Here is a 23,082-nt window from a genome sequence, read left to right as displayed (position 1 = left end):
TCAACCGGCGTCCTCCGGGTTGATCTGCGGCTTGTCCACGGCGCTCGGCGTGAGGTTCCACTTGGCGAGGATCTTGCCGTAGGAACCGTCGGCGACGATCGCGTCGAGTCCCGCCTTGACCGCGTCGCGCAACGTGCCCGCGTCCTTCGGCACCGCCGCGCCCACGAGCACCGGGTCGATCAGCGCATCCATGGTGGCGAACTTGTCGGGGAGCTGCTTGACCTGGTAGGCGACGAGCGCTCCGTCGGCGAGTTCCGCGTCGGCACGGCCGACCGCGACCGCCTGGTTCACGTTGTCCTGCTGCGGCAGGATGAGCTGCCCGATGGCCGGCTGGCCCTTGGCCGCGCACTGCTTGCTGAGGTCGGGCAGGATCTGGATCGCCTGGGTGGTGCCCTTCTGCGCGGAGACGGTCTTCCCGCACAGGTCCTGCTCGCTCTTGATGCCCTTGGGGTTGTCGGCCTTGACGAGGATCTGGGTGCCGGCCTTCAGGTAGCTGACGAAGTCGACCTCCTTCATCCGCTCCTTCGTGACCGAGAAGGCGGCCCAGGAGACGTCGAACTTCTTGGCCTTCACACCCGCGATGATCCCGTCGAAGGGCACGTTGACCCATTCGACCTTGAGTCCCATCTTGCTGACCACGGCCTGGGCGATCTCGGCGTCGAGGCCCACGATGGCTCCCGCGTCGTCCTTGAAGATCATGGGCGCGTAGGTGGGGTCGGTCGCGATGACCACCTTGCCCTTGGCCTTGAGCTCAGCGGGGACGAGCTTGGTCACCTGCGGGTCGGCTGCTGTGGTGGAGGCTGAGTCAGCGGCCGGGCCGGAGGGGGCGGCCGACTGGTTGGTCTGGATTCCGCATCCGGCGAGTGCCGCGAGCAGCATTCCCGCGCCGAGGGCTCCGCGTCTAAGTCCCATGAACATTCCTGACCGGTATGCAACAAGTTGTGCTTACTGTAGAGATTGAGGATCTGACGTCAAGACTCTCGTGTAACTTCGCGGTGAAATCGGAGAAGGAGGCCTATCTCGATGAGCCGGACCAGGTCGCGGGCGACCGCCGACGAGGTCGAAGCGCGCCGCGCGGAGATCCTCGCTGCCACGGCCCGCGTGGTGGCGCGCAAGAGCGTCGAGGGAACCCGGCTCGCCGACGTGGCGGAGGAGGCCGGCGTGTCGATCGGCCTGATCCAGCACTACTTCCGCAACCGCGAGCGCCTGATCGTCGAGACGTTCCAGTCGGCGATCGAGCAGGCGAGGGCCGAGTGGCGCAGCTACGTGGCCAACGCGTCCGACCCGGTCGCGCGCTTGCGCGAGCTGCTGACCTTCTGCGTCACCGGCAAGACGCCGTTCTCCCAGGCGTGGGGTCTGTGGCTGGAGTTCTACGCGGCCAGCGCCCGCGACCCCGGATTGCGGCTGCATGTCCACTCGGTGATGAACATCTGGTACGCGCTGTTCGCCGAGACGATCGCGGCAGGTGTCCAGGCGAAGCGGCTGCACCCACGCGACCCGATCGAGATCTGCCTGCCACGGATACTCGCCACCGTGGACGGCCTGGCCATACAGGCGCTGCTCGGCTTGTACGGCATGTCGGAGCACAACATGGAGGCGGCCCTCATCCGTACGGTCGCCGTGGAGCTGGGCATCGACGAGAGCGAGCTCAGGGGTTGACGCGACCGTCCGGCGACTAACAATATGCTCTTATGGTAAATGTGCATGGCGTGAACTCCATGGTCGCTCCCCTGCGCCGCGTCGCCGTACGAACCCCTACGCACACCGGTGACTTCGCAGCGGCCGAGTGGCGATCCACCCCCGACCCCGATCGGCTGCGCGCCCAGCACGAGGCGTTCGTCGCCGCGCTGCGCGACCTTGGAGCCGAGGTCACCGTCCTGCCCGCGGCCGAGGGCCTGGTGGACGCCTGCTTCGCCTACGACCCCGTCTTCGTCGTCGGTCGCGGCGCGGTCATTCTCCAGCAGGCCAAACCCGCCAGGGCCGGTGAGTCCGAGCTGATGGAGCGTGAGCTCATCGAGCTCGGCTTCCCCATCGCGGGCAGACTGACCGGCGACGCGCGCGCCGACGGCGGCGACCTGTTCTGGCTCGACCGCACCACGCTCGCGGCCGGCCGCGGCTACCGCACCAACCAGGCCGCGCACGACCAGCTCCGCGCGATCCTCGCCGAGGAGGGCGCCGAGCTGGTCTCCTTTGACCTCCCGCATGACAAGGGACCCGCACACGTGCTCCACCTGATGTCGGTGATCTCCCCGGTTCGCGAGGACCTGGCCGTGGTCTACGAGCCGATCGCGCCGGTGGCGCTGCTGCAGGCGCTCGTGGAGCGCGGCATCCGGTGGATCCCGGTGGACGCCGAGGAATACGACAAGCTGGGTACCAACATCCTGGCCGTCGCCCCGGGCAAGGTGATCATGTTCGACGGTGCTCCGCGCACGGTCAAGGCCCTGCGCGCCGAGGGCGTCGAGGTCGTCGTCGTCGACGCCTCGGAAATCGCGCTCGGCGACGGCGGTCCCACCTGCCTCACGCGGCCGCTGGCCAGGGACTGACGGGCGTCACGCCGATCCCAGGAGGGTGGCCAGGACCCGGGTGCCGAACTCCAGGCCCGAAGTCGGGACCCGTTCGTCGATCCCGTGGAACATCGCGGGCAGATCGAACCCGTCCGGAGCGAGCAGCGGGGTGAACCCGTAGGAGCGGATGCCGAGCCGGTCGAACCAGTAGGCATCGGTGGCGGCCGGATTGAGGTACGGCACGGCGACTCCGCACGGATCATGCGCGGCCAGCGCCTCCTGGATGGCGGTGAGCAGCGGCCCGCCGGGCACCCCGGTGATCCCGTCGTCATGGTCGAGCACGTCGACCGTGATGCCGGGCAGTCCGGCCACCGCGTCCTTGACCAGGTCGATCACCTCGTGCGCCCGGCCGGGCAGGCTACGGCAGTCGAGGACGGCGGTGGCCACCGGCGGGACGGTGTTCTCCTTGTCGGCGCCGGTGAGCATGGTCGGGTTGATCGTGTGCCGGAGGCCGGGTTCGATCATGCGGGCGAGCGGGCCGAGCGCGGCGAGCACGTCGTCCACTGCGGCGTCAACGCCGGCGAGGCCCGCGACCGTCTTCGTGAACTCGGCGACCACCGGCGTCACCGACGCCGGCAGTGGGATGGCCCGCACGGCGGCGAGCGCAGTGGCGAGCCGTACGACGGCATTGTCGTCGTGCAGCAGGGAACCGTGGCCGCCGCGCCCCGAGGCGGTCAGCCTGAGCCAGACGACTCCCTTCTGCCCGGTCTGCACCGGATAGATGCGGCTGCCGCCGGGCACGGCCTGGCCGAACCCGCCGACCTCGCCGAGGGCCTCCGCGCAGCCTTCGAACAGGTCGGGCCGCCGCGTGACCAGGTGGCCGGCACCATACGTGCCGTTCGTCTCCTCGTCGGCGACGAAGGCAAGCACCAGGTCGCGCTCCGGCGCCAGGCCGTCGAGCGCGGCCAGCGTCATCGCCGCCATGTGCTTCATGTCGACGGCGCCCCTGCCCCACAGGAATCCGTCCGCCACCTCGCCGGACAGCGGATGAACCGACCATCCGGCCGGGTCGGCGGGAACGGTGTCGAGGTGGGCGTGCACCAGCAGCGGGGGCCTGGTCGTGTCCCGTCCGGGAACCCTGGCGACGACGCTGGCCCTACCGGGCGCCGATTCGATCAGCTCGGGAATGTGGCCCAGATCGGTGAGCCGCTCGGCGACGTACTCCGCGGCCGGCCGCTCGTTGGCTCCGTCCTCGCCGCCGGTGTTCGCGGTGTCGATCCTGATCAGGTCGCGGCACAGTTCGACGACGTTCACGCGATCACGCCGCAGCGCCGTACCGCGAGCAGGACGAGGGCGCGGGTGACCTCACGCAGCTCGGCCAGCGAGACCTGCTCGCGCGGCGCGTGCGCGAACCGCACGTCGCCAGGACCGTAGTGCAGGGTGGGTATGCCGCCGATGCCGGAGTACAGCCGCAGATCACTTCCGTACGGCGCGGCCGTGCGCCGGGGAGTCCCACGGCCGGTGATCTCGGCCACCGCGGCGCCGATCTCACCGATCAGCGCGTGGCCTTCCGGCAGGCTGCCGCTGGCGAACTGCCCTCCCGGCCAGGTCACGCGGACCGGGTGATCGCGGAGCCAGGGGTCGTCGACCTGGGCGATCGCTACCTCCAGCGCGGCGCGCGCCACGTCCGGGTCCTCGCCGAGCCGTACGCCCATCCGGCCCTCGGCGACGAGGAGGTCGGGGACGCTGCTGGCCCAGTCACCGGCCCGCAGCGTGCCCACCGAGATGGGATAGGGGACCGGGTAGTCGTCGAACAGCGGGTCGCGATCACGGTTCCTGCGCTCTTCCAGCTCGCGAAGGGCCTGGTAGACGGGCCAGAACACCTCGAACGCGTTGACTCCCTCGTACGCGGTGCTGCCGTGCGCCGCGCGGCCCGCCACTTCCAGGCGGAAGGTGAGCGCGCCCGCGTTCGCCGTGATGACCGTGCCGCTGGTGGGTTCGGTGATCACCGCGGCCTCGCCGGTGTGCCCGCGAAGCATGGTGGCGAACGCGCCGAGCCCGCCGTCCTCCTCCGAGACCACGGTGTGTACGGCGAGCGGCCTGGCCAGCCTGATGCCCGCGGCGCGCAGGGCGTGGACCACCGCGAGGTTGGCGGCCACCCCTGCCTTCATGTCGCAGGTGCCTCGCCCGTGCATCACGTCGCCGACGATTCTGGCGCCGAACGGATCGCCGCCCTCCCATTTGGCCAGGTCACCGGTGGGGACGACGTCGACGTGCCCCTGCAGGACCAGAGCGGGCACGCCGTCGCCCGTGGTGGCGACGACGCCGTAACCCTCCACCCGCGGCGCCTCGGTGCCGGGGAAGCGCGGGTCGGCGCGGAGTTCGTCGAGGTCGAGCCGCCAGGTGTCGACGTCCATGTCCGCTTCCGTGAGCAACGCGGCGCATCGGTGCTGGAGGTCGGATTCGGCGTCGGTGCCTGTCACACTGGGGACGCGGACCAGTTCTTCGAGGAGGCGTACGGTCCGTGCGTCGTCGACGGCCGCCAGTGCCCGAGTCTCAACCGCAGTTGCCATAAGCGGATATTGTAGACGAACGGCCTTCGCGGCACATATCTGGGCGAAGACGGGTCGAACCGAGATACCGCTACGGACGCGAGATCACGGTCATGCTCCGTCTCGGGTCTCGTTGATGAGGGTGCGCTGGAAGCAGACGCCGTCCCTGATCCACTGCCAGACACGGTTGCGGTGCCTGCCGTCGTCGCTCAGCACGATGAGCTCGAACAGCTGCACGTCGACCCCCTCCGCCTTGTAGTACCAGTGCAGGTAGATCGCGCGCTCGTCCAGCTCCCAGGTCTCGCCCTTGATGCGCTCGGTGTCGAAGCCCATCCGGCCGTTGCCGAGGTAGGTGCCGGGAAAGCGGTGTTCCTCGGTGCGGCCGTCGGGCCAGGTGTAGCGGTTGACCTGGTAGTAGTCGTGGCCGCCGTCATCAGGGAAGGAGCACGTCAGGTGCGAGGCGTGGTGGTCGATGACGGTGCCGTCGGGGGAGACGACGGTGTAGGTGCCGGACCACTCGCCCTCGTGGCGGGCCAGCAGCGGCATGTCCTCTTTGATGCCCATATTTCAATACCACCAGGGGTTCGGGTCGGCTGACCGGTTGACGAGGTATGAGGTGCGCCGCAGGAAGCGGCGCAGGGCGGCGGGGCCCATGCGGGATCCGCCCATCCCGGAGAGCTTGAAAGAGTTCTTCTCGCCCTCCTGGATGACAGCGGTGAGGGCGGCGTCGTTGACGCTGATCGCTCCGGCGTCGAGATGCTCTGCCACGGATCTGGCCGCCTGCTCCGTGGGGCCGAAGACGGAGGCCGACAGCCCGTAGTCGGTGTCGTTGGCCAGGGTGATCGCCTCCTCGACCGTATCGAACGGCATGATGGGCAGGATCGGGCCGAAGGTCTCCTCGGTCATGACGAGCATGCCGTGGTCGACACCGCTGACGACGGTGGGGCGGCACCAACGGCCGCCGCCGTGCCGTTCGATCGCTCCGCCGGTGTGGACGGTGGCACCCTTGGCGACGGCGTCGTCCAGATGGCGCTCGATCACCGTCGCCTGGGCCGGATCGATCAGCGGGCCGATGGGGCCTCCCTCGCACACCAGGCCGGTCGTGGCGGCCTTGGCGGCGAGCATGGTCACGAAGTCGTCGTGGAGTTCGCGCGCCACGTAGACGCGTTCGATCGACAGGCACGACTGGCCCGCGTTCGCGGTGCCGCCCCACAAGATCGCCGACGTGGCCCGATCCAGATCCGCTCCGGGCAGCACGATCGCGGGATCCTTCCCGCCCAGCTCCAGGAAGGCCGGGATGAACGCTCTGGCCGCGGCCTCGGCGACCGCTCGCCCGGTCGGCACGGAGCCGGTGAAGGCCACCGCGTCGACCAGCCCGACCAGCTCCGCGCCCGTCTCGCCGTCGCCCTCGATCACCCGGAGCGGCACGCCCTCGGGAACCAGCCGCATGAGCGGCTCGATGAAGCGGGGTGTCACCTCGCTCGGTTTCACGAGCACGGCGCAGCCGGCCGCGAGCGCCGGGATGGCGTCGATGAGGCAGAGCAGCAGAGGGAAGTTCCACGGGCTGATGACCCCCACCAGCTCGTACGGTCGCCAGCCCCCGCCCAGAGTCACGTACGGCACAGCGGCGGAAGCCCGCTCCGGCGGCATCGTCAGAAGCCCCGGAGACTGGGCGGCCCACCGCTCGATCATGGCCACCACCAGCCGGTGTTCCAGCTCCGACTCGATGCGCCGGCCCGTGTCGGCGACCAACGCCTCGACCACTCCGGAATCCTGGGCGAGGGCACGGGCGAACGCCGTGAGGCCCTCGGTGCGGTCCGCCGCCGCCCACGCGGGTTGCCCGGCACGGAGCTCACGGGCCACCGACGGCAGATCCGCGGGCGGGCGCAGGTCCCGCTCGGTCTCACCGGTCAGCGGGTTGCGTACGCGCATCGATGACCTCCTGTTGCCGCCGGGTGAACCATGCCCGATCGGGGATCCGGTCCGCCAGCCCGTTGGGTCGCTCTCCGTCGTGCCGGCCGTACTCCTCGGCCCAGAGCATGGTCTTGACGCGCGCGGGCAGGTTGGCCATGCCGGGCCGGGACCGCGCCCTGCGCAGGGCGGCAAGATCCAGCTCGGCGGCGGCCACCAGCGACTCCCCGGGCCCCGCGACCGCCATCACGCGGCCCTGGAAGTCGATCAGCTCCGAGCCGCCGTTCGTGGAGTCGCGCGGGATCGGTATCCCGTCCAGGCCGCCGGAGTTGGCGCTGACCACGTAGGCGAGGTTCTCCAGGGCGCGGGCCCGCCGCCCGACCGCCTTGGGGGTCAGCTCGGGAGCCGAGGCCTCGGAGGTGGAGTGGCAGAAGACCTCCGCGCCGCGCAACGCCAGCGCCCGCGCCAACTCGGGGTAGAGGATCTCCTCCGAGGCGATGCACGCCAGGTTGCCCAGCTCGGTGCGGGCCACCGGGAAGACCGCGTCGATGCCGTACACCTCCAGGTAGCGGCCCCACACGTCGTAGGGGGTGGGGGAGTACATGGAGTGCAGCCGCCGGTAGCGGAGGATCACCTCGCCGGACGGGTCGATGATGAAGGAGGCCTGGAAGTACAGGTCGGGGAAGTGCGGGTCGCTCTCGTAGGCGTTGCCCGACAGGAAGACCTCATGCTCTGCGGCCACCCTTCCGAGCGCGGCGTACTCCGGCCCGCCGGGTGCCAGGCAGGCCAGCTCACGCCACCGGGCCACGCCGTGTCCCATCGGGAAGCCGGTCAGCACGTATTCGGGCAGCACCACCAGTCGCAGATCCGGCCCGAGCCACGCGCGCGCACCGCGCACCTGCTTCTCGGCCCGCGCGATCGCGTCGTCGATCTGCTCGCGTGCGGTGATGGCCCGGGTGGCCAACTGCAGGGCGAGGGCGCGGTAGGCGGTCACGCGAGCCAGTCCCCGCCGATGCAGGTGGCCTGCTCGGCCGACCTCGTCACGACGCCTCCTCATGCGAAACAACGTTCCGATCTTCGGAACATAGAGCGTCGAAGGCGGCCGTGCAAGCGTTGACCGCAAAACGTCAGACTATTACGGTGGCGTCTGACGCTGAGAGCGAGGAGCCGCCTTGATCGGCCGTTACTACGAGGACTTCACCGTCGGCGAGGTCTACCAGCACCCCCTGGGCCGCACGATCAGCGAGGCCGACAACACCTGGTTCACGTTGCTGACCATGAACACCAACCAGAACCACTTCAACGCCCACTTCGCCGCCACGTCCCCGAGCGGCCAGCCCGTCGTGAACTCCGGGCTGACCGTGGCGATCGTGCTGGGCCTGTCGGTGATCGACATGAGCCAGACCGCGATCATGAACCTGGGCTGGGAAGAGATCAAGCTCAGCCACCCCGTCTTCGCAGGTGACACGGTCTACGCGGAATCCGTGGTCACGGACAAGCGCGAATCCCGGTCGCGCCCGTACGCGGGCATCGTGAGCTGCCGCACCCGGGGGCTCAACCAGGAGGGCGACGAGATCATGTCCTGGCGCCGGACCGTCATGGTGTACAAGCGGGACGCACCGCATGACAAGGGCTACTTCCCCCAGGCGAAGGGCGGCCCTCTGTGAGGATCACCTACGGGCCGTGGGGAGAGACGCTCGCCGAGCTGACCGCGGCCGCCCGCGCGGCGCGGGATGCGGGTGCGGAGGTCATCTGGGTCCCCGAACTGCACCGCAGCGCCACCGTCGCCGCCGCCGCAGTGGCCACGGGGGTGCCGGGAGCGGCGGTCGGGACGGCCATCGCCCTGGCCTTCACCCGAAGCCCGATGGTGACCGCTCTCGAGGCGCTCGACCTGGATGAGCTCACCGGCGGCAGATTCATCCTCGGGCTGGGGTCGGGCGCGCGCAGGCTCAACGAGAACTGGCACAACGCTGTCTGGGAGAAGCCCCTCGCGCAGCTCCGCGAGGCGGTCGAGGTGATCAGGACGATCATCGCCAAGGCGCACACGGGCGAGCCGCTGGAGTACTCGGGCGACTGGCAGCGCCTGCGGATCAGGGGCTTCCGCAGGCCCTACCGGCCGATGCGCACCCGGATCCCCATCTACCTGGCGGCCGTCGGCCCCCAGCTCACCCGGATGGCCGGGCGGCTGGCGGACGGGTGGATCTCGCACGAGCTCTGCTCGCCCGCCTACCTGCGCGATCACGTCATGCCCAACCTGGACGCCCGGCCCGACGGCTTCGACGTGGTGGTCTCCGCCTGCTGCTCGATCGACGACGACCCGGTCTCCGCCCGCCGCCGCGCGGCCGGGACGCTGGCGTTCTACGCCTCCGTCGCCACCTACAAGGACTTCTTCGCCTTCCACGGCCTGGCCGAGGAGCACGCGAGCGCCGTGGCGGCCTTCCGGGCGGGGGAGCGGCCCGCCGTACCCGATCACATGATCGAGCCGCTCGTGCTGACCGGAACGCCCGACCAGGTGGCCGAGCGTGTGGCCGCCTATCGAGGGCTGGCCACCACCGTCAAGCTCACCCCCGCGGTGTACGGCAACGCGCCGGAGGACATCCGGGCCAACCAGGCCCGCATCATCGACCTCATCGGGACGCTGACATGAGACCGCTGCAGGACGTCCGCGTCATCAGCCTGGAGCAGTACGGAGCCGGCCCGTTCGGCAGCGTCCACCTCGCCGACCTGGGGGCCGAGATCATCAAGATCGAGGATCCGCGGGTCGGGGGAGACGTGGGCAGGTACGTGCCGCCGTATGCCGAGGACGAGGACTCGCTGTTCTTCGAGACGTTCAACCGGAACAAGAAGTCCGTCTCCCTCGACCTGTCCGTCCCCGCCGGCCGGCAGGTGTTCGAGGACCTCGTACGGCACGGCGACGCGGTCTACTCCAACCTGCGCGGCGATGTGCCGGCCAGGATTCGGCTCCTCTACGACGACCTCAAGCACGTCAACCCGCGCGTGGTGTGCTGCTCGCTGACCGGCTTCGGCATGAACGGGCCGCGGGCCTCCGAGCCCGGCTACGACTACATCCTGCAGGGACTGGCCGGATGGATGGAGCTGACCGGCGAGCCGTCCGGGCCGCCGGCCAAGTCGGGCCTGTCGCTGGTCGACTACTCCGGCGGCCTGGTCGCCGCGCTGGCGCTGCTCGCGGGCGTGCACGCCGCCCGCCGCGACGGATTGGGCATGGACTGCGACCTGTCTCTCTACGACACCGCGATCGGGATGCTCACCTACGTGGGGACCTGGGCGCTCAATACCGGCTACACCCCCGCGCGGACGGCAGGCTCGGCGCATCCCTCGCTGGTGCCCTTCCAGAACTTCGAGGCGGCCGACGGCTGGCTGGTGGTGGGGTGCGCGAAGGAGAAGTTCTGGCGGCGGCTGGCGGCCATCCTCGACCGCCACGCCGATGCCGCCGGGCTCGAGGGCGGGTTCGCCGACGATCCGCGCTACGCCGGCTTCGCCGATCGCCGCCGTCACGCGGGCACCCTGCTGCCGCGGCTCGTGGAGCTCTTCCGCCGGTGCACGGTGGCCGAGTGGCTGGCCGAGCTCCATCCCGCCGGGATCCCGTGCGGCCCCGTCAACGACGTACGGCAGGCGTTGGCGGAGGAGCACACCGCGGCACGCGGCCTCGTGGTGGAGACCTCCCACCCCCGGTACGGGACCGTCCGCCAGCTCGCCTCCCCGGTCCGCGTGGGCACCCGGGCCGCCTCCCACCGCCGGGCGCCGCAGCGGGGCGAACACGGTGAGGAGATCCTTCGAGGCCTGCTCGGCTACTCGCGGGACCGCGTCGCGGAGCTGGCCGCGGCCGGCGCGTTCGGGGCGACCGCATGACGGCCGCCACGCGCCTGGCCGAGTGGGGGATGGCGCTGACGCTCGATCAGGTTCCTGAGCGAGCGCGGGCCGCCGCCCTGCGTCACGTGCTCGACGGGCTCGGCTGCGCGGCGGCGGCACGCCTGGCGGGCCGCCGGCCGGCGGTGGAGGTGGCGCTGGGGCTCGGCGGGCCGGAGGAGGCGACGGTCGTCGGCTGCTCCCAGCGGGTGGGCGCCGCCGCGGCCGCCCTGGCCAACGGGGCACTCATGCACGCGCTGGACTTCGACGACACGCACGCGGGCGGGCTCGTGCACGCGACCTCGCCAGTCCTTCCCGTGGCGCTCGCGGTGGGCGAGGAGACCGGCGCGTCCGGTGCCGAGGTGCTGGCCGCCGCGATCGCCGGCTACGAGGCGATCTGCCGCCTGGGCGCCGCCGTGCCGCACGGGTTCCACGCGCGCGGCCTGCACGCCACGTCGGCCTGCGGAGTGCTCGCCGGCGCGCTCGTGGCCACCAGGCTGTACGGCATGCCGCCCGGCCAGGCCGTACACGCGCTCGGCATCGCGGGCAGCCAGGCGGGTGGCCTGCTGGAGTTCCTCAACACCGGGGCCTCCACCAAGCAGTTGCATCCGGGGCTGGCAGCGCATGCGGCGATCCTGGCCGCCCGCCTGGCCAGGGCGGGAGCGACCGGACCCGCGACCGTGCTCGAAGGCCGGTACGGGCTCTACGGTGCGCTGCTCGGCAGGCCGGGCGTCGATCCGGTGACCGGCCTGGGCGATCGCTGGGAAGTGGAGCACATCACGATCAAGCCCTACCCGGCCTGCCAGCTCCTGCACGCCGCGCTCGACGCCGCGCGGACGCTTCCCAGCGGGCCGTTCGAGGAGATCGTCGCCGAGGTGCATCCCGACGCGGCCGCGATCGTGTGCGGGCAAGGGAAGGCGCGGCCCCGCACGCCGTACGAGGCGAAGTTCAGCCTGCCGTGGAGCGTCGCGGCGATGCTGCTGGACGGCGATGTCACCGTTCGCACCTACCAGGACGTGGACCGGCCCGAGGTGGTGGCGCTCGCCGAACGGATCAGGCACGTGGAGACGCCGTTCCCCGGTGTGGCCGCCGACCAGCCTGGGCGTCTGAAAGCGCGCTACGCGGATGGGCGGCTGGGCACGGCCGAGGTGCCGCGCAGCGCGGGCGGCCCTGGCGATCCCGGTCTCGACCGGCTCGTCCGGGAGAAGGCCCTGGCGAACGGAGTGACGGAGCAGGTGGTCGACCTCGTCTCGCGCCTGCCCGACCTGCCGACGTTGCGACCGCTGGTCGCCCACCTGGAGGAGGTGACGCAGGCGTGAGCGCTACTGTCGCGCACGGCACGACCCGGCTGTCCGCAGTGACAGGAGCCACGCGGTCCGAGGCGCGCGCCCTGGCGCTGGAGACGCTCGCCGGGTTCGGACTGTCGCCCGGCGACGTGGTCCAGGCGGTGGAGTACGTGGCGCCGGGGGCCGAGGCCGCGGGAGCGTGGCCCGAGGACGCCACGTTCTCGGCCGTGGCCGTTGCCGGCCTGCCTGATCAAGGGGCCCACGCGGCGGTCGAGCTGACCGCGTACCCGGGGGGCGGCCGGCGCATCCGGACGCCGCACGGCGTCGTCACTGTGGCCGACGAGATCGTCTACCTGCCCGGCATCGTGGCCGCCGACCTGGGCGCGGGCTTCCGCGAGCAGTACCGCTCCTGCCTGGAGATCGCCGCGGAGCTGGCCAAGGCGGCGGGCATCGGCCTGGACGCGCTTGTGCAGACGATCGACTACACGGCCACCGCCACGCGTGCGGAGTATCCGCGCTGCGCGCGCCCGCGCAGGGAACTGCTCGGAGGAGCGGGGGTGCATCCGGGAGCCGCCGGCATCCTGGTCGACCACCCGGTGGCCGAGGGCGCCATGGTCACGCTCGACGCCGTCGCCTCCCGCCGGCCGCTCAGGACCGTCAATCCGGGCTGGCGACGCTACGAGACGCTCACCTACGCACCGGGCGTGGCGGCCGGGAACACACTGTTCATGTCCGGTTTCGGCGCACTGGAGCCGGCGACACAGCGCGCGATCTTCGACGGTGACCTGCTCGCGCAGGCGGAGTTCACCTATGCCGCCATCGCCTCCGTGCTCAGGGAGGCGGGTCTGACCGGGCAGGACGTGGTACGGCTGGTCGAGTACGTCACACCCGCCGGTGTGGCGGCGTATCCGGAGACCGCGGAACTGAGGCGGAAGTACTTCCCCGGCGAGCCCGCCCTCACCTCGGTCGTCTGCTCGGCCCTGCTGCGTCCCGAGTTCCTCATCGAGGTGGTGCCGACGGCGGTGCTCCCATGATGCTGACCGACGAGATCAAGGCGATGATCGGCCGGGAGGTCGTCTACACCGCGCCCGAAGAACTGGGACGTGCCGCCATCCGCTACTTCGCGCTCGCGGTCGGGGACGACAACCCGCTCTACACCGACGACGCCTACGCCCGCGAGCACGGCTACGACGGGATCGTCGCCCCTCCCACGCTGATCTGCGAGACCAACCAGTACGCGGGCCTGCCCAGAGACGCCGACGGCTACGCTGGGCACAGCTGGCCCATCGAGGTGCCGGGCGCCCGGCTGGTGCGCGGCGGCAACTCCTACGAGTTCCACCAGCCGGTACGGCCGGGCGACGTCGTCACGGCGACCTGGCGCATCGACAGCGCCGAGGAGAAGGCGGGCAAGCTGTTCGTCGTCTCCCGCGCCACGTACGTCAACCAGCACGGCGATCTGCTGGCCGTCAACGAGGAGACGCTCATATGGGTGCGATGATCCCGCCGTTGGAACGGCGCATCGAACTCCCCGACATGATCGCGTACGCCGGGGCGACGTGGGACTGGCACCGGCTCCACTACGCGCCCGAAGGCCTGCCCAGGCCAGTCGTGGACGGCCAGGTACTCGGGGCCCTGCTCGCTGAGCAGCTGCAGGACTGGCTGGGACCGGCGGCCAGGATCAGACGGCTGCACTTCCGCCTCCGGAGCACGGTGTTCGCCGGCGAGACCGTGCGCTGCACCGGCCGGGTCGTCGAGGAGCACGACGGCGTCCTGGTCGTGGAGCAGCAGGTGGAGGTGGTGGACGACGGCCGCGTCGCCGCCACCCCGGCCGGGGCGACCGTCACGAGGCGGCCGTGAGCGTCGCGATCGTCGGGGTGGCGGAGTCCGACCTCGGCATCACGGGCAAGTCCATCCTGCACCTGCAGGCCCAGGCCGTCGCCGGCGCCCTGGCGGATGCCGGGCTGTCGCTGAAGGACGTGGACGGCCTGGCCACCGCGGGCGCCTCCCGCTTCTCGACCGCCCAGGTCGCCGAGTATCTCGGTATCCAGCCGGCCTGGACCGACTCCACCTTCGCCGGGGGATCGGCCTTCGAGATGTACGTCGCGCGGGCCGCGCAGGCGATCGAGGCGGGCCAGTGCCGGACCGTGCTCATCTCCTACGGTTCCAACCAGCGCAGCGCCAGATCCCGCTCACTCGCCGGGATGATCGAGGAGCACACGCCGCAGGCCAGGTTCGAGACCCCGTACGGCCCGCTGTACCCGATCTCGTACTACGCGATGGTCGCCCAGCGCTACCTGCACGAGTACAAGGCGACGCGGGAGGACCTGGCCGAGGTGGCCGTGGCCGCTCGCGAGTGGGCGCGGCTCAACCCCAAGGCGTTCAGGCGGGACCCGCTCACGGTCGCGGACGTGCTCGCGGCGCCGATGATCTCCAGTCCGCTGACCGCGGCCGACTGCTGCCTGGTCACCGACGGCGGCGGCGCCGTGATCCTGACGGGCCTGGAACGCGCGCGCGACCTGCGCCGGGATCCCGTGGTGGTCCTCGGATACGGCGAGGCCACCACCCACGACGGCATGGCCGCCGCCGACGACCTGCTCAAACCTGGCTCGATCGCCTCAGGAAGGCGGGCCTTCGCCATGGCCGGGCTGACACCGGGCGACGTCGACGTGGCCCAGCTGTACGACTCCTTCACCATCACGGTCCTGCTCACCCTGGAGGGCCTGGGTTTCTGCGGCGCCGGCGAGGCGGGCGAGTTCGTGCGCACCAGGGCGTTGCCGTACAACACCAACGGCGGTGGCCTGTCCTACTGCCATCCCGGCATGTACGGCCTGCTCCTGCTGGTCGAGGCGGTTCGCCAGCTGCGCGGGGAGTGCGGCCTGCGCCAGGTCGCCGGTGCGGAGATCGCGCTCGCGCACGGAACGGGCGGCATCTTCTCCACCCACGCCACCGTCCTGCTCGGAGCGGACCGATGATCGAAGAGCCCTGGTGGGAGGCCGCGCGCCGGCAGCGCCTGCTGCTGCAGTCCTGCACGGCGTGCGGCCACCCGCAGCACTACCCGCGCGCCCTGTGCACCCGCTGCGGATCCACGGAGCTGTCGTGGGTGGAGGCCTCCGGGCGCGGGATCGTGGACTCCTACACCGTCGTGCACCGCTCGCCCTTCCCCGACCACGAGGCGCCCTACGTCGTCGCCCGCGTCCGGCTCGCCGAGGGGCCCGTGCTGCTCACCAACCTGGTCGGCGGCCTCACCTGGAGCTGCGACGAGCCCGTACGGCTGGCCTGGCGCGACGGCCTACCCGTCTTCGCGAAGGAACGAGATGGACTTTGAGCTGAACGAGGAGCAGAGGGCCTTCCGCGAGACGCTGCGCGCGTTCGTGGACAAGGAGATCGTGCCCGTGGCGACCGAGTGGGAGCACTCGGGCCGGTATCCCACGGAGATCGTGGCCAAGATGAAGGAGATGGGCCTGTTCGGGCTGACCGTGCCGGAGGAGTACGGCGGGCTGGGCGCGGACATGGTCTCCTTCGCGCTGGTCTTCGAGGAGATCGCCAGGGGCTGGATGGGCGTGGCGGGCACGATCGGCTCGCACTCGCTGTCCACCTGGATGATCGCCCGCCACGGCACCGAGGAGCAGAAGCGGCGCTACCTGCCCGACCTGGCCACCGGGGCCCGCCGTACCGGGCTGGCGTTGACCGAGCCCGGCGCGGGCACGGACCTGCAGGGGATCCAGACGCGCGCCGTACGGGACGGCGACCACTACGTGGTCAACGGCACCAAGACGTGGATCACCAACGCCAGGCACGCCTCGCCGCTGCCCGTGCTGGTCAAGACCTCCATCACCGAGCCCGCGCACAAGGGCATGTCGGTGCTGCTGGTCGAGGAGGGGTTCACGGTCGGTCGCGACCTGCCCAAGCTCGGCTACAAGGGCACCGAATCCTGCGAGGTCGTCCTCGACCACGTGCGGGTTCCGGTGGGGAACCTGCTCGGCGGCGTGGAAGGGCGCGGCATGCAGCAGGTCCTGTCGGGGCTGGAGATCGGGCGGATCAACGTCGCGGCGCGGGCCGTGGGCATCGCGCAGGCGGCGTACGACGCCGCTCTCGGGTACGCGCGTGAGCGGACGGCTTTCGGGCAGCCGATCGCCGACTTCCAGGCGATCCAGCTCAAGCTCGCGGACATGGCCACCGAGATCCAGGCCGCGCGGCTGCTCACGTACTGGGCCGCCTCGCAGGCCGACCTGTCGGCCAACAAGGGCAAACGGGTGGACATGGAAGCGGGCATGGCCAAGTACTTCGCCTCGGAGGTCGCGCTCAAGGCGTCGCTGGAGGCCATGCGCATCCACGGCGGGTACGGCTACTCGCAGGAGTTCACGGTGGAGCGGCTCTACCGCGACGCGCCGCTGATGGCCATCGGCGAGGGCACCAACGACGTACAGCGCCTGGTCATCGCCAGGGCTCTGGTCTCCGGCAAGGGCAGGGTGGGCTGGTGAGGTCCGCGCTCTACGTCCCGGGCGACCAGCCGGGCAAGCTGGCCAAGGCCTTGTCGCGCGGCGCCGATGCGCTGATCGTGGATCTGGAGGACGCCGTGCCCGTCCCCGGCAAGGACGCCGCCCGCGCGGTGGTCGCCGACTGGTTGCGAACCCTGCAGGCTCCCGCCGGTCCGGAGATCTGGGTGCGGGTCAACCCGGGGAATCGGGCGGACCTCCGCGCGGTGGCGTTGCCCGGCGTCGCCGGCGTGTGCGTGGCCAAGACCGAGAGGGCCGCCGACCTGGCCTTCGTGGACCGGGAGCTCGCGGAGGCGCCGTGGATCAAGGTGTGCCCACTGCTGGAGAGCGGCGCCGCGGTGCTGGCCGCCGCGGAGATCGCCAGGGCACCCCGGGTCGTGCGCCTCCAGCTCGGCGAGGCCGACCTGTGCGCCGACCTGGGCGTCGAGCCGGGCCCGGACGAACGCGAGCTGCTGTGGGCCCGATCTCAGGTGGTCCTGGCCAGTGCGGCCGCGTGGATCGAAGCGCCCCTGGGTCCCGTGAGCACGGACTTCCGCGACCTCGATCGGCTCAGGGCGAGCACCCTCGCGCTGAAGCGGCTCGGGTTCCGCGGCCGGGCCTGCATCCACCCCGCCCAGGTCGCCGTGGTCAACGACGTGTTCACACCGGCCGCCGACGAGCTCGCCCGAGCCAGGGCGATCGTCGAGCGCTTCGAGGCGGCGGACGCCGGTGTGGTGCTCGACGAGTCGGGACGCATGCTCGACGAGGCGGTGGTCAGGCAGGCCCGGCGGCTGCTGGAGGCCCAGCCGTGATCCGCCTCACCCCCGACCTGCCGGACCGCGACTACCTCATGCCGGGATCCACCTCGCCCGTGCGGCTGGCCCGGCTGCACGTGCGCCCTGACGGTGGGTCGACCTCCCTCGTGCTCTTTCCCCCCGGCTGGACACGGCCTGCTCGAGGTCACTACCTCGCGGGGGAGGAGTTCGTGGTCCTCGACGGGACCCTGCACGTCTCGGGCATCACGTACCGCGGTGGTGACTACGGTTGGATCCCCGCGGGCTCGCTCCGGTTCGACTCCGAATCCCCCGCGGGAGCTCTCGCCGTGGCTCTGTTCGACGGTCCGCCGGCGTGGGTGGGATCAGACGGTGACGCCGTGCGGGGCGCCGCCGTCCGCGCATCCCTCCAGACGATGACCATCCCCGACGGCGGCCTGACGATCCGCCCCGGCACGGTGCTGACGACCGGCGCCGGCACGCCCTTCGCGCCGTGCGAGGCTCTGACGACGGGCGACCGGGGCTGGAACCTGATCAGGAAGGGTGAGCCCCTGCCCCAGGGCCGCGTCCTGCTGTGGGGCCTGGGCGCGGCTTACCGCTGAGTCACGTCCAGAGGTTCATCGTCCGTTCGCCGCGCACCACTGGGACCACGTGGTCGCGCCCTTGCCCAGCTGCTTGTTCCAGAACGAGGTCCACGAGGTCTCGTTCGGTCCGGGCGCCTGCGGGCTCGCGGTGTAGAGGGGGAAGCTCTTGTCGACCTCCGCCCTGATCCACGGCTCGAGCTCGTCGTAGGAGTCCAGGGTCCAGCTGCGCGCGTGGTACACCAGGTGGCCGCCCAGAGTGTCCTTCTCCGGCAGGCACATGAAAGGTACCCACGGCCCCGTCCTCGTCCAGCTGTTCTTGACCTCCATCGCGCCGCGGGGGATGCCGTATCCCGCGCTGCGCCGCCGAGCCTCGCGCTTGTCGACGTAGAAGTCGAACATCTCCCACGAGGCGTAGATCCCGTTCTGCAGCCCGAAGTCCTCACCCACGCGCCCGCGCAGGTCGGTGCGGGGCGGGATGTCGCTGCTCCATTGCCACTCGTCGTGCAGGGACTGGAACGGGGCCACCCGGAAGTCGGGTGTGATGGGGAAGGGGCCCTGGTTGACGGCGTCGTTGTTGACAGGCACGACCGGATACGTCTTGCCGTCGATCGGGCTGGTCCACTCGTGCAGGATCCTCGTGGGATCGGCCGGGTCGGTATAGAAGACGAGCTCACGGGTGAGCAGGTAGACCTTGTCCGTCCCCGGCTCCCGGTAGAGCCGCCTGATGTTGTAGCCCTCGAAGCCGAAGAGTTTCTGGCCGTGCCTGAGCCTGGGCGCGAGCGCGTCCGCCGGGACGTGCGCGTAGACCGCGCCCGAGATGCGGTAGAGCATGTCCTTGCCGTCGGGGCGGCCCAGGGACTGCAGGTACACTCTGGCCTGCGGGTCCTTGACCTGCGCGTAGAGCGGGCCTGGATCGGTGGGGGCAGGCCCGTCGGCCGTCGCGGCCGCGGGGGAGACGCTGAGCAGGAGCGTGCCCGCCAGCGCGACGGCTGCGCAACGGAGTAAGCGCATGCGAACCTCCTCGGAGTGATGTGCGCCTATAAGATCAACTTTGTTCCGATAAAGTCAATAGTGTTCCGTTACGCGGAACATGCTTCGAGTAGCCGGGCAACCGTGGCCGCCTCCGCCAGCTCTCGTACCGCGGACACCAGCTCGTCCACCCGCTCATCGGGAAGAGCCCGCTGCGCGTTGAGGCGGAACTTGACCTCCAGTTCCTCACGCGACAGCGGATGCTCCGGCCCGCCGCGGGAGGAGTCCACCCGATGCTCCGCGAACCCGCCGCCGCGCAGCCGGACGCGCACCACGGCAGCGAACGCCCGAGGGAACAGCTCCGAGGCCCGCTCGTCGGCCACGCATCGCACCCGCTCGGCCAGAGCCAGCCGTACCGGATCGAGCTCGGTGAAGTCGTCCGGGGACAGCCCCAGACCGCCGCCGCCCAGCAGAGCGGAGGCGAGCACGTAAGGACCCGAGAACTTCGCGTGGTACGGCGAGCGGGGCCGCGCCTTCTCCTCCGCGGGCTCCGCGATCGTGCGCAGGACCGGCGCCGCCACGCCGAGCTCGATCGCGGAGACCTCGCCGGGATCGAGCCCCCCGGCGCGCAGCGCCAGAGCGCAGTCGACGGCGGGATGCGTGAAATGGTTGGCCGGATAGGGCTTGTAGACCGTCCGCAGCAGCTCCCAGCGCTCGCCGAGCCCCGACAGCAGCGCGCCGGCGTCGTAGCGGCCGTCGATCCACGCCCGGAAGAAGCCGAACCTGCCCTCCAGCACGGTCGGCGGCCCGGTCAGCCCCTCCGCCGCCAGTACGGCGGCGGCCACTCCCGCGTGGGCCGCCCAGCCGCAGTGCGCCCGCTTGACGGTGCCCCCGGTGCGGTTGGCCTCGAGCAGGCCGGCGCCCATGCTGGCCGCGACGCCCATCGCGTCGGCGATGCCCTCTGCCGGCAGGCGGTACAGGAGGGCGGCGGCGACGGAAGCGCCGAGGGTGCCGCAGATCGACGTGGCGTGCTGGCCCCTGTCGAAGAAGAGGGAGTTGCGGGCCTGCGGCAGGTAGGAGGCCATGCCCAGGCGGTTGGTCACCTCGATCCCCGCCGCCACCGCCGCGACGAGTGCGGCTCCGGTCGAGCCGGCGGACTCGGCGACGGCCAGGGCGGCGGGCACCACCGACGCACTGGGGTGCAGGACGGACGGCAGATGGGTGTCGTCGAAGTCGAGGCAGTGCGCGAGCGTGCCGTTGACGAGGGCGGCCGAGGGCGCGGGCAGCCGGTCGCCGCTGCCGATCGCCGTGGCGTCCTGCGCCCCGCCCCAGCGACGCGCGGCGCGCAGGACGGCCGGAGCGGCGTCGCCGTCCCGCTCGGCGTAGGCGGCCAGGCAGTTGCCGATCGCGTCGAGGATCCGGTTGGTCGCGTCCTCGGCCACGGCACCCGGAATGCCCGCGTCGCGGCAGCTCGCCGCGAATGCCGCCAGCTCCTGCACATGGGTGGTCACGACGCCTCCGCGAAAGCCAGGGGCCGGACGGGCGCGCCCGTGGCGCCCGCGATCGGCAGCGGGTTCAGCACCAGCAGGAACTCCCGGATCCCGGCGTCGAGCAGCTCCGCCAGCCGCATCGTCTCGACGATGTTGATCCCCGAGTCCACCAGGAGGATGCGGTGAACCGGCAGCGTGGCGTGGCCGCGGCCGGCGGCGATGTGCTCGAAGGCGATGCTCTCCCCGCCGACCACCCGCGGTCGCCGCTCGGCCAGCCACCGTCCTGCGGCCTCACCAGGGCCGGGAACCCCGTCACGCAGGCCCACGAACACGTCCCGGTCCTCCCACAACCGGGACCACCCGGTGCCGATCAGCACCGCGTCTCCCTCGCCGACCTCGAGTCCCTCGGCCGCCCGCTCCAGGTCCCCGACGGTGATCTCGTAGCCGGCGGGCAGGGTGTCCACGCCGTGCACGGCGGCCACGTCGAGCAGCACGCAGCGCCCGGCGTAGGGCGCGAACGCGTCGATCCCCAGGTCGCTGAACCCCTCGTGCGACATCACGGAGGACGCGGGCCGCCCGCCGTACAGCAGTCCCTCCTGGGAGACGTGGGCCAGGGCGTCGACGTGCGTGCCGACATGACCACCGGTGACGATGAGCTCGTTGGCGGCCGAACCGCCGTCAGGCCTGACCCGGTCGCCGTGTCTGCGCTCCAGGGTCATGCGGAAGGGCGGGTGGTTGGGTGACTGCGGCATGCCCGTGCGCATGGGCTGGGCCAGGTCGAACATGCGGGCCCGGGCGATGGATTGCCACATGACAACTCCGAAACTGTTCCCATATGCGGAATGATGTTTCAAACTGTACGTCACGCGGGGACCGTTACGCGAAGGGAACCACATGATCTATCTCGTCTACCGCATGCGGCTCAGCGAGCGGGCGCGCCGGAACATGAAGGAGTTCTGGGCCTGGCTGGAGGACAGGGAGCGCTGGTTCTACCGCGACCTGCCCATGGTCAACGAGGTGCGCTGGTACTACAGCGTGGTCGGCGACGTGTACACGCTGGAGAACTGGGCGGCCTTCGATGACGAGGCCGCCTGGGGCGCCTACCGCAAGGCCCTGAGCGGTCTCAAGGCCGACGACGCGTGGGAGTCGGAGCGGGTGTCGCAGGAGGAGTGGTGGGACTTCCTCGACACCCGGATCATGACGGACCCGCCCGTCGCCACCGGGTTCAGCCGCAGGTGACCCACGACAGGAAGGAACCTCCGATGGCACGTTACGACCTGCTCGTCAAGGGCGGGGTGCTGGTGCTCCCCTATCACGGTGAGATCCGCGCCGACCTGGCCGTCTCCGACGGCAGGATCGTGGCGATCGGCCAGGACCTGGCCGGCGCCGAGGAGATCCTCGACGCGACCGGCAAGGTGGTGCTCCCCGGCGCGGTGGACGCCCACTTCCACATCGGCATCTACCGGGACCTGGGGCTCGACGCCTTCGAGGAGACGCGCTCCTCGCTGGTCGGCGGCGCCACGAGCGTGCTGTCGTACTTCCGGACCGGGCAGCACTACCTGGACAGGACCGGCCCCTACAAGACCATCTTCCCCGAGGTGCTGGAGGCGGTGGAAGGGAGGGCCTGGACCGACTACGGCTTCCATCTGGCGCCCATGACCGTCGAGCAGATCGAGGAGATCCCGCAGCTGGTGACCGACCACGGGATCACCTCCTACAAGTACTACATGTTCTACAAGGGCTTCGACCTGGCGGCCAACAGCAGGGACGCGCGCGGCTTCACCATGGGCGACGAGTACGACCTGGGCCACCTCTTCCTGATCATGGAGAAGCTGGCCGAGGTCCAGCGCATGCGTCCGGACGAGCGGATCTCGCTCAGCCTGCACTGCGAGCAGTCGGAGCTGATGCGCGTGTTCATCGACCGCGTGCAGCGCGGTGGCGCACCGCAGAACCTGCGGGCCTACCACGAGGCGCGGCCCCCGCTGACGGAGGAGGTGGCGATCGCCGAGGCCGCCGCGATCGCCGCGCACACCGGTGTGAACATCAACCTCCTTCACCTGTCCAGCGCCCAGGCTCTCGACGCCGCCTGCCGTACGGTCGCCAGGCGCGAGACCACCCTGCATCACCTGTGCCTGGACTGCGACGACCTCGACGCCCGCGGCGGGCTGGGGGGCAAGGTCAACCCTCCGATCCGCACCCGGGAGCACAACGAGGCGCTGTGGGCCGGCGTCGCGGACGGCCGGGTGGACTGGGTGGCCTCCGACCACGCCTGCTGCCTGGAGGAGCACAAGGGCGATGCCCTCTGGCCCGCCCGGCCGGGGTTCGGCGGGACGGCACTGCTGTATCCGGTCCTGTTCTCGGAGGGACATCTGAGGCGGGGGCTCAGCCTCACCAGGATCGCCGAGGTGGCGTCGGCCAATCCGGCCAAGGCGTACAACCTGTGGGGCCGCAAGGGGAGCCTGGCGGTGGGGTTCGACGCCGACCTCACCGTGGTCGACCCCGGGCTGACCCGGACGGTCACCGCGGACCTGCTGCTCTCCGGGCAGGACCACTGCCCCTTCGAAGGGGTGGAAGTGACCGGATGGCCGGTCGGCACGGTGGTCGGCGGCCGGGTCGCCTTCCGCGACGGCGAGGTGGTGGGCGAGCCTGGCGGAGCCTATCTCCGGTAAGC

The 23,082-nt window shown here is 71.0% G+C and carries 25 protein-coding genes; 16 read left to right on the top strand and 9 right to left on the bottom strand.

Going from position 1 to position 23,082, the window contains the following annotated elements; translation table 11 throughout:
- On the bottom strand, positions 1-912 hold the full coding sequence (locus KIK09_RS02190) for an ABC transporter substrate-binding protein (RefSeq protein WP_214316896.1): 912 nt from the start codon (positions 910-912) through the stop codon (positions 1-3).
- A 111-nt stretch (positions 913-1,023) separates the two neighbouring features.
- Between KIK09_RS02190 and KIK09_RS02185 the strand changes: the two genes are divergently transcribed.
- Together KIK09_RS02185 and KIK09_RS02180 are read left to right on the top strand one after the other, a co-directional pair.
- Positions 1,024-1,659 (top strand): TetR/AcrR family transcriptional regulator, encoded by a 636-nt coding sequence (locus KIK09_RS02185; protein WP_214316895.1) that lies wholly within the window; start codon positions 1,024-1,026, stop codon positions 1,657-1,659.
- A 59-nt stretch (positions 1,660-1,718) separates the two neighbouring features.
- Positions 1,719-2,543 carry a dimethylarginine dimethylaminohydrolase family protein gene (locus KIK09_RS02180; RefSeq protein WP_250572637.1) on the top strand — a complete coding sequence of 275 codons (825 nt, stop codon included), beginning with the start codon at positions 1,719-1,721 and terminating at the stop codon, positions 2,541-2,543.
- 6 nt (positions 2,544-2,549) lie between these two features.
- On the opposite strand, the gene KIK09_RS02175 is transcribed toward KIK09_RS02180, so the two are convergent.
- The 5 genes from KIK09_RS02175 to KIK09_RS02155 all read right to left on the bottom strand — a co-directional run bounded on the left by KIK09_RS02175 (position 2,550) and on the right by KIK09_RS02155 (position 8,024).
- Entirely contained in the window at positions 2,550-3,818 is a 1,269-nt protein-coding gene (locus KIK09_RS02175; RefSeq protein ID WP_308163892.1) for a M20/M25/M40 family metallo-hydrolase, read from the bottom strand.
- Positions 3,815-5,077, bottom strand: a complete 1,263-nt coding sequence (locus KIK09_RS02170) for an ArgE/DapE family deacylase (RefSeq protein ID WP_214316893.1) — start codon at positions 5,075-5,077, stop codon at positions 3,815-3,817. The genes KIK09_RS02175 and KIK09_RS02170 overlap by 4 nt, the downstream gene beginning before the upstream one ends.
- A 90-nt stretch (positions 5,078-5,167) precedes the next feature.
- Positions 5,168-5,620 carry a DUF3598 family protein gene (locus KIK09_RS02165; RefSeq protein ID WP_214316892.1) on the bottom strand — a complete coding sequence of 151 codons (453 nt, stop codon included), beginning with the start codon at positions 5,618-5,620 and terminating at the stop codon, positions 5,168-5,170.
- A gap of 3 nt (positions 5,621-5,623) precedes the next feature.
- Positions 5,624-6,988, bottom strand: coding sequence for an aldehyde dehydrogenase family protein (locus KIK09_RS02160; protein ID WP_214316891.1), 1,365 nt, complete (start codon positions 6,986-6,988; stop codon positions 5,624-5,626).
- Entirely contained in the window at positions 6,960-8,024 is a 1,065-nt protein-coding gene (locus KIK09_RS02155) for a nitrilase-related carbon-nitrogen hydrolase (protein WP_214316890.1), read from the bottom strand. Before KIK09_RS02155 ends, KIK09_RS02160 begins: the two co-directional genes overlap by 29 nt.
- Before the next feature lie 115 nt (positions 8,025-8,139).
- Here KIK09_RS02155 and KIK09_RS02150 point away from each other — a divergent pair, with 115 nt between their 5' ends.
- From KIK09_RS02150 to KIK09_RS02095, 12 genes are read left to right on the top strand one after another with little or no spacing between them, the layout of a single operon-like run.
- Entirely contained in the window at positions 8,140-8,634 is a 495-nt protein-coding gene (locus KIK09_RS02150) for a MaoC family dehydratase (RefSeq protein ID WP_214316889.1), read from the top strand.
- Positions 8,631-9,614, top strand: coding sequence for an LLM class flavin-dependent oxidoreductase (locus KIK09_RS02145; RefSeq protein ID WP_214316888.1), 984 nt, complete (start codon positions 8,631-8,633; stop codon positions 9,612-9,614). Before KIK09_RS02150 ends, KIK09_RS02145 begins: the two co-directional genes overlap by 4 nt.
- The gene (locus KIK09_RS02140) at positions 9,611-10,837 is read left to right on the top strand and encodes a CaiB/BaiF CoA transferase family protein (protein WP_214316887.1); all 1,227 of its coding nucleotides are present in this window, start codon (positions 9,611-9,613) and stop codon (positions 10,835-10,837) included. Before KIK09_RS02145 ends, KIK09_RS02140 begins: the two co-directional genes overlap by 4 nt.
- Positions 10,834-12,153 carry an MmgE/PrpD family protein gene (locus KIK09_RS02135; RefSeq protein ID WP_214316886.1) on the top strand — a complete coding sequence of 440 codons (1,320 nt, stop codon included), beginning with the start codon at positions 10,834-10,836 and terminating at the stop codon, positions 12,151-12,153. The genes KIK09_RS02140 and KIK09_RS02135 overlap by 4 nt, the downstream gene beginning before the upstream one ends.
- The gene (locus KIK09_RS02130) at positions 12,150-13,154 is read left to right on the top strand and encodes a Rid family hydrolase (RefSeq protein WP_308163891.1); all 1,005 of its coding nucleotides are present in this window, start codon (positions 12,150-12,152) and stop codon (positions 13,152-13,154) included. The genes KIK09_RS02135 and KIK09_RS02130 overlap by 4 nt, the downstream gene beginning before the upstream one ends.
- A complete protein-coding gene (locus tag KIK09_RS02125) occupies positions 13,151-13,618 on the top strand; it encodes an FAS1-like dehydratase domain-containing protein (protein WP_214316885.1) in 468 nt (155 codons plus the stop codon). The genes KIK09_RS02130 and KIK09_RS02125 overlap by 4 nt, the downstream gene beginning before the upstream one ends.
- Positions 13,606-13,977 carry a MaoC/PaaZ C-terminal domain-containing protein gene (locus KIK09_RS02120; protein ID WP_214316884.1) on the top strand — a complete coding sequence of 124 codons (372 nt, stop codon included), beginning with the start codon at positions 13,606-13,608 and terminating at the stop codon, positions 13,975-13,977. The genes KIK09_RS02125 and KIK09_RS02120 overlap by 13 nt, the downstream gene beginning before the upstream one ends.
- Positions 13,974-15,092 (top strand): acetyl-CoA acetyltransferase, encoded by a 1,119-nt coding sequence (locus tag KIK09_RS02115; RefSeq protein ID WP_214316883.1) that lies wholly within the window; start codon positions 13,974-13,976, stop codon positions 15,090-15,092. The genes KIK09_RS02120 and KIK09_RS02115 overlap by 4 nt, the downstream gene beginning before the upstream one ends.
- Positions 15,089-15,445, top strand: coding sequence for a Zn-ribbon domain-containing OB-fold protein (locus KIK09_RS02110; RefSeq protein ID WP_214316882.1), 357 nt, complete (start codon positions 15,089-15,091; stop codon positions 15,443-15,445). Before KIK09_RS02115 ends, KIK09_RS02110 begins: the two co-directional genes overlap by 4 nt.
- Positions 15,435-16,601, top strand: a complete 1,167-nt coding sequence (locus KIK09_RS02105; protein ID WP_214316881.1) for an acyl-CoA dehydrogenase family protein — start codon at positions 15,435-15,437, stop codon at positions 16,599-16,601. The genes KIK09_RS02110 and KIK09_RS02105 overlap by 11 nt, the downstream gene beginning before the upstream one ends.
- Complete coding sequence (locus KIK09_RS02100; protein ID WP_308163890.1) at positions 16,598-17,407, top strand: HpcH/HpaI aldolase/citrate lyase family protein; 810 nt, start codon at positions 16,598-16,600, stop codon at positions 17,405-17,407. Before KIK09_RS02105 ends, KIK09_RS02100 begins: the two co-directional genes overlap by 4 nt.
- Entirely contained in the window at positions 17,404-17,970 is a 567-nt protein-coding gene (locus KIK09_RS02095) for a cupin domain-containing protein (RefSeq protein ID WP_214316880.1), read from the top strand. Before KIK09_RS02100 ends, KIK09_RS02095 begins: the two co-directional genes overlap by 4 nt.
- A gap of 15 nt (positions 17,971-17,985) precedes the next feature.
- On the opposite strand, the gene KIK09_RS02090 is transcribed toward KIK09_RS02095, so the two are convergent.
- From KIK09_RS02090 to KIK09_RS02080, 3 genes are all read right to left on the bottom strand, one after another.
- Positions 17,986-18,963 carry a DUF1838 family protein gene (locus tag KIK09_RS02090; protein WP_214316879.1) on the bottom strand — a complete coding sequence of 326 codons (978 nt, stop codon included), beginning with the start codon at positions 18,961-18,963 and terminating at the stop codon, positions 17,986-17,988.
- Between the two features lie 68 nt (positions 18,964-19,031).
- On the bottom strand, positions 19,032-20,432 hold the full coding sequence (locus KIK09_RS02085) for an MmgE/PrpD family protein (RefSeq protein ID WP_214316878.1): 1,401 nt from the start codon (positions 20,430-20,432) through the stop codon (positions 19,032-19,034).
- Positions 20,429-21,223, bottom strand: coding sequence for a cyclase family protein (locus tag KIK09_RS02080; protein ID WP_214316877.1), 795 nt, complete (start codon positions 21,221-21,223; stop codon positions 20,429-20,431). Before KIK09_RS02080 ends, KIK09_RS02085 begins: the two co-directional genes overlap by 4 nt.
- A gap of 82 nt (positions 21,224-21,305) precedes the next feature.
- On the opposite strand from KIK09_RS02080, the gene KIK09_RS02075 reads away from it, so the two are divergent.
- Positions 21,306-21,650 carry a hypothetical protein gene (locus KIK09_RS02075; RefSeq protein WP_214316876.1) on the top strand — a complete coding sequence of 115 codons (345 nt, stop codon included), beginning with the start codon at positions 21,306-21,308 and terminating at the stop codon, positions 21,648-21,650.
- A gap of 23 nt (positions 21,651-21,673) precedes the next feature.
- Positions 21,674-23,080 carry a dihydroorotase gene (locus tag KIK09_RS02070; protein ID WP_214316875.1) on the top strand — a complete coding sequence of 469 codons (1,407 nt, stop codon included), beginning with the start codon at positions 21,674-21,676 and terminating at the stop codon, positions 23,078-23,080.
- The last annotated feature ends 2 nt before the right edge of the window (positions 23,081-23,082 follow it).

Origin of the sequence: Nonomuraea sediminis (assembly GCF_018531495.1) — a bacterium.
GTDB classification, from domain to species: domain Bacteria; phylum Actinomycetota; class Actinomycetes; order Streptosporangiales; family Streptosporangiaceae; genus Nonomuraea; species Nonomuraea sediminis.
This window is presented reverse-complemented; position numbering and strand designations above follow the sequence as displayed.

What these genes read in the sequence shown, in the direction of transcription:
- KIK09_RS02190 (WP_214316896.1), bottom strand. Translation starts at nt 912, where the DNA reads ATGGGACTTAGACGCGGAGCCCTCGGCGCGGGAATGCTGCTCGCGGCA.
- KIK09_RS02185 (WP_214316895.1), top strand. Translation starts at nt 1,024, where the DNA reads ATGAGCCGGACCAGGTCGCGGGCGACCGCCGACGAGGTCGAAGCGCGC.
- KIK09_RS02180 (WP_250572637.1), top strand. Translation starts at nt 1,719, where the DNA reads ATGGTCGCTCCCCTGCGCCGCGTCGCCGTACGAACCCCTACGCACACC.
- KIK09_RS02170 (WP_214316893.1), bottom strand. Translation starts at nt 5,077, where the DNA reads ATGGCAACTGCGGTTGAGACTCGGGCACTGGCGGCCGTCGACGACGCA.
- KIK09_RS02165 (WP_214316892.1), bottom strand. Translation starts at nt 5,620, where the DNA reads ATGGGCATCAAAGAGGACATGCCGCTGCTGGCCCGCCACGAGGGCGAG.
- KIK09_RS02160 (WP_214316891.1), bottom strand. Translation starts at nt 6,988, where the DNA reads ATGCGCGTACGCAACCCGCTGACCGGTGAGACCGAGCGGGACCTGCGC.
- KIK09_RS02155 (WP_214316890.1), bottom strand. Translation starts at nt 8,024, where the DNA reads ATGAGGAGGCGTCGTGACGAGGTCGGCCGAGCAGGCCACCTGCATCGG.
- KIK09_RS02140 (WP_214316887.1), top strand. Translation starts at nt 9,611, where the DNA reads ATGAGACCGCTGCAGGACGTCCGCGTCATCAGCCTGGAGCAGTACGGA.
- KIK09_RS02135 (WP_214316886.1), top strand. Translation starts at nt 10,834, where the DNA reads ATGACGGCCGCCACGCGCCTGGCCGAGTGGGGGATGGCGCTGACGCTC.
- KIK09_RS02125 (WP_214316885.1), top strand. Translation starts at nt 13,151, where the DNA reads ATGATGCTGACCGACGAGATCAAGGCGATGATCGGCCGGGAGGTCGTC.
- KIK09_RS02120 (WP_214316884.1), top strand. Translation starts at nt 13,606, where the DNA reads ATGGGTGCGATGATCCCGCCGTTGGAACGGCGCATCGAACTCCCCGAC.
- KIK09_RS02110 (WP_214316882.1), top strand. Translation starts at nt 15,089, where the DNA reads ATGATCGAAGAGCCCTGGTGGGAGGCCGCGCGCCGGCAGCGCCTGCTG.
- KIK09_RS02105 (WP_214316881.1), top strand. Translation starts at nt 15,435, where the DNA reads ATGGACTTTGAGCTGAACGAGGAGCAGAGGGCCTTCCGCGAGACGCTG.
- KIK09_RS02090 (WP_214316879.1), bottom strand. Translation starts at nt 18,963, where the DNA reads ATGCGCTTACTCCGTTGCGCAGCCGTCGCGCTGGCGGGCACGCTCCTG.
- KIK09_RS02080 (WP_214316877.1), bottom strand. Translation starts at nt 21,223, where the DNA reads ATGTGGCAATCCATCGCCCGGGCCCGCATGTTCGACCTGGCCCAGCCC.
- KIK09_RS02075 (WP_214316876.1), top strand. Translation starts at nt 21,306, where the DNA reads ATGATCTATCTCGTCTACCGCATGCGGCTCAGCGAGCGGGCGCGCCGG.
- KIK09_RS02070 (WP_214316875.1), top strand. Translation starts at nt 21,674, where the DNA reads ATGGCACGTTACGACCTGCTCGTCAAGGGCGGGGTGCTGGTGCTCCCC.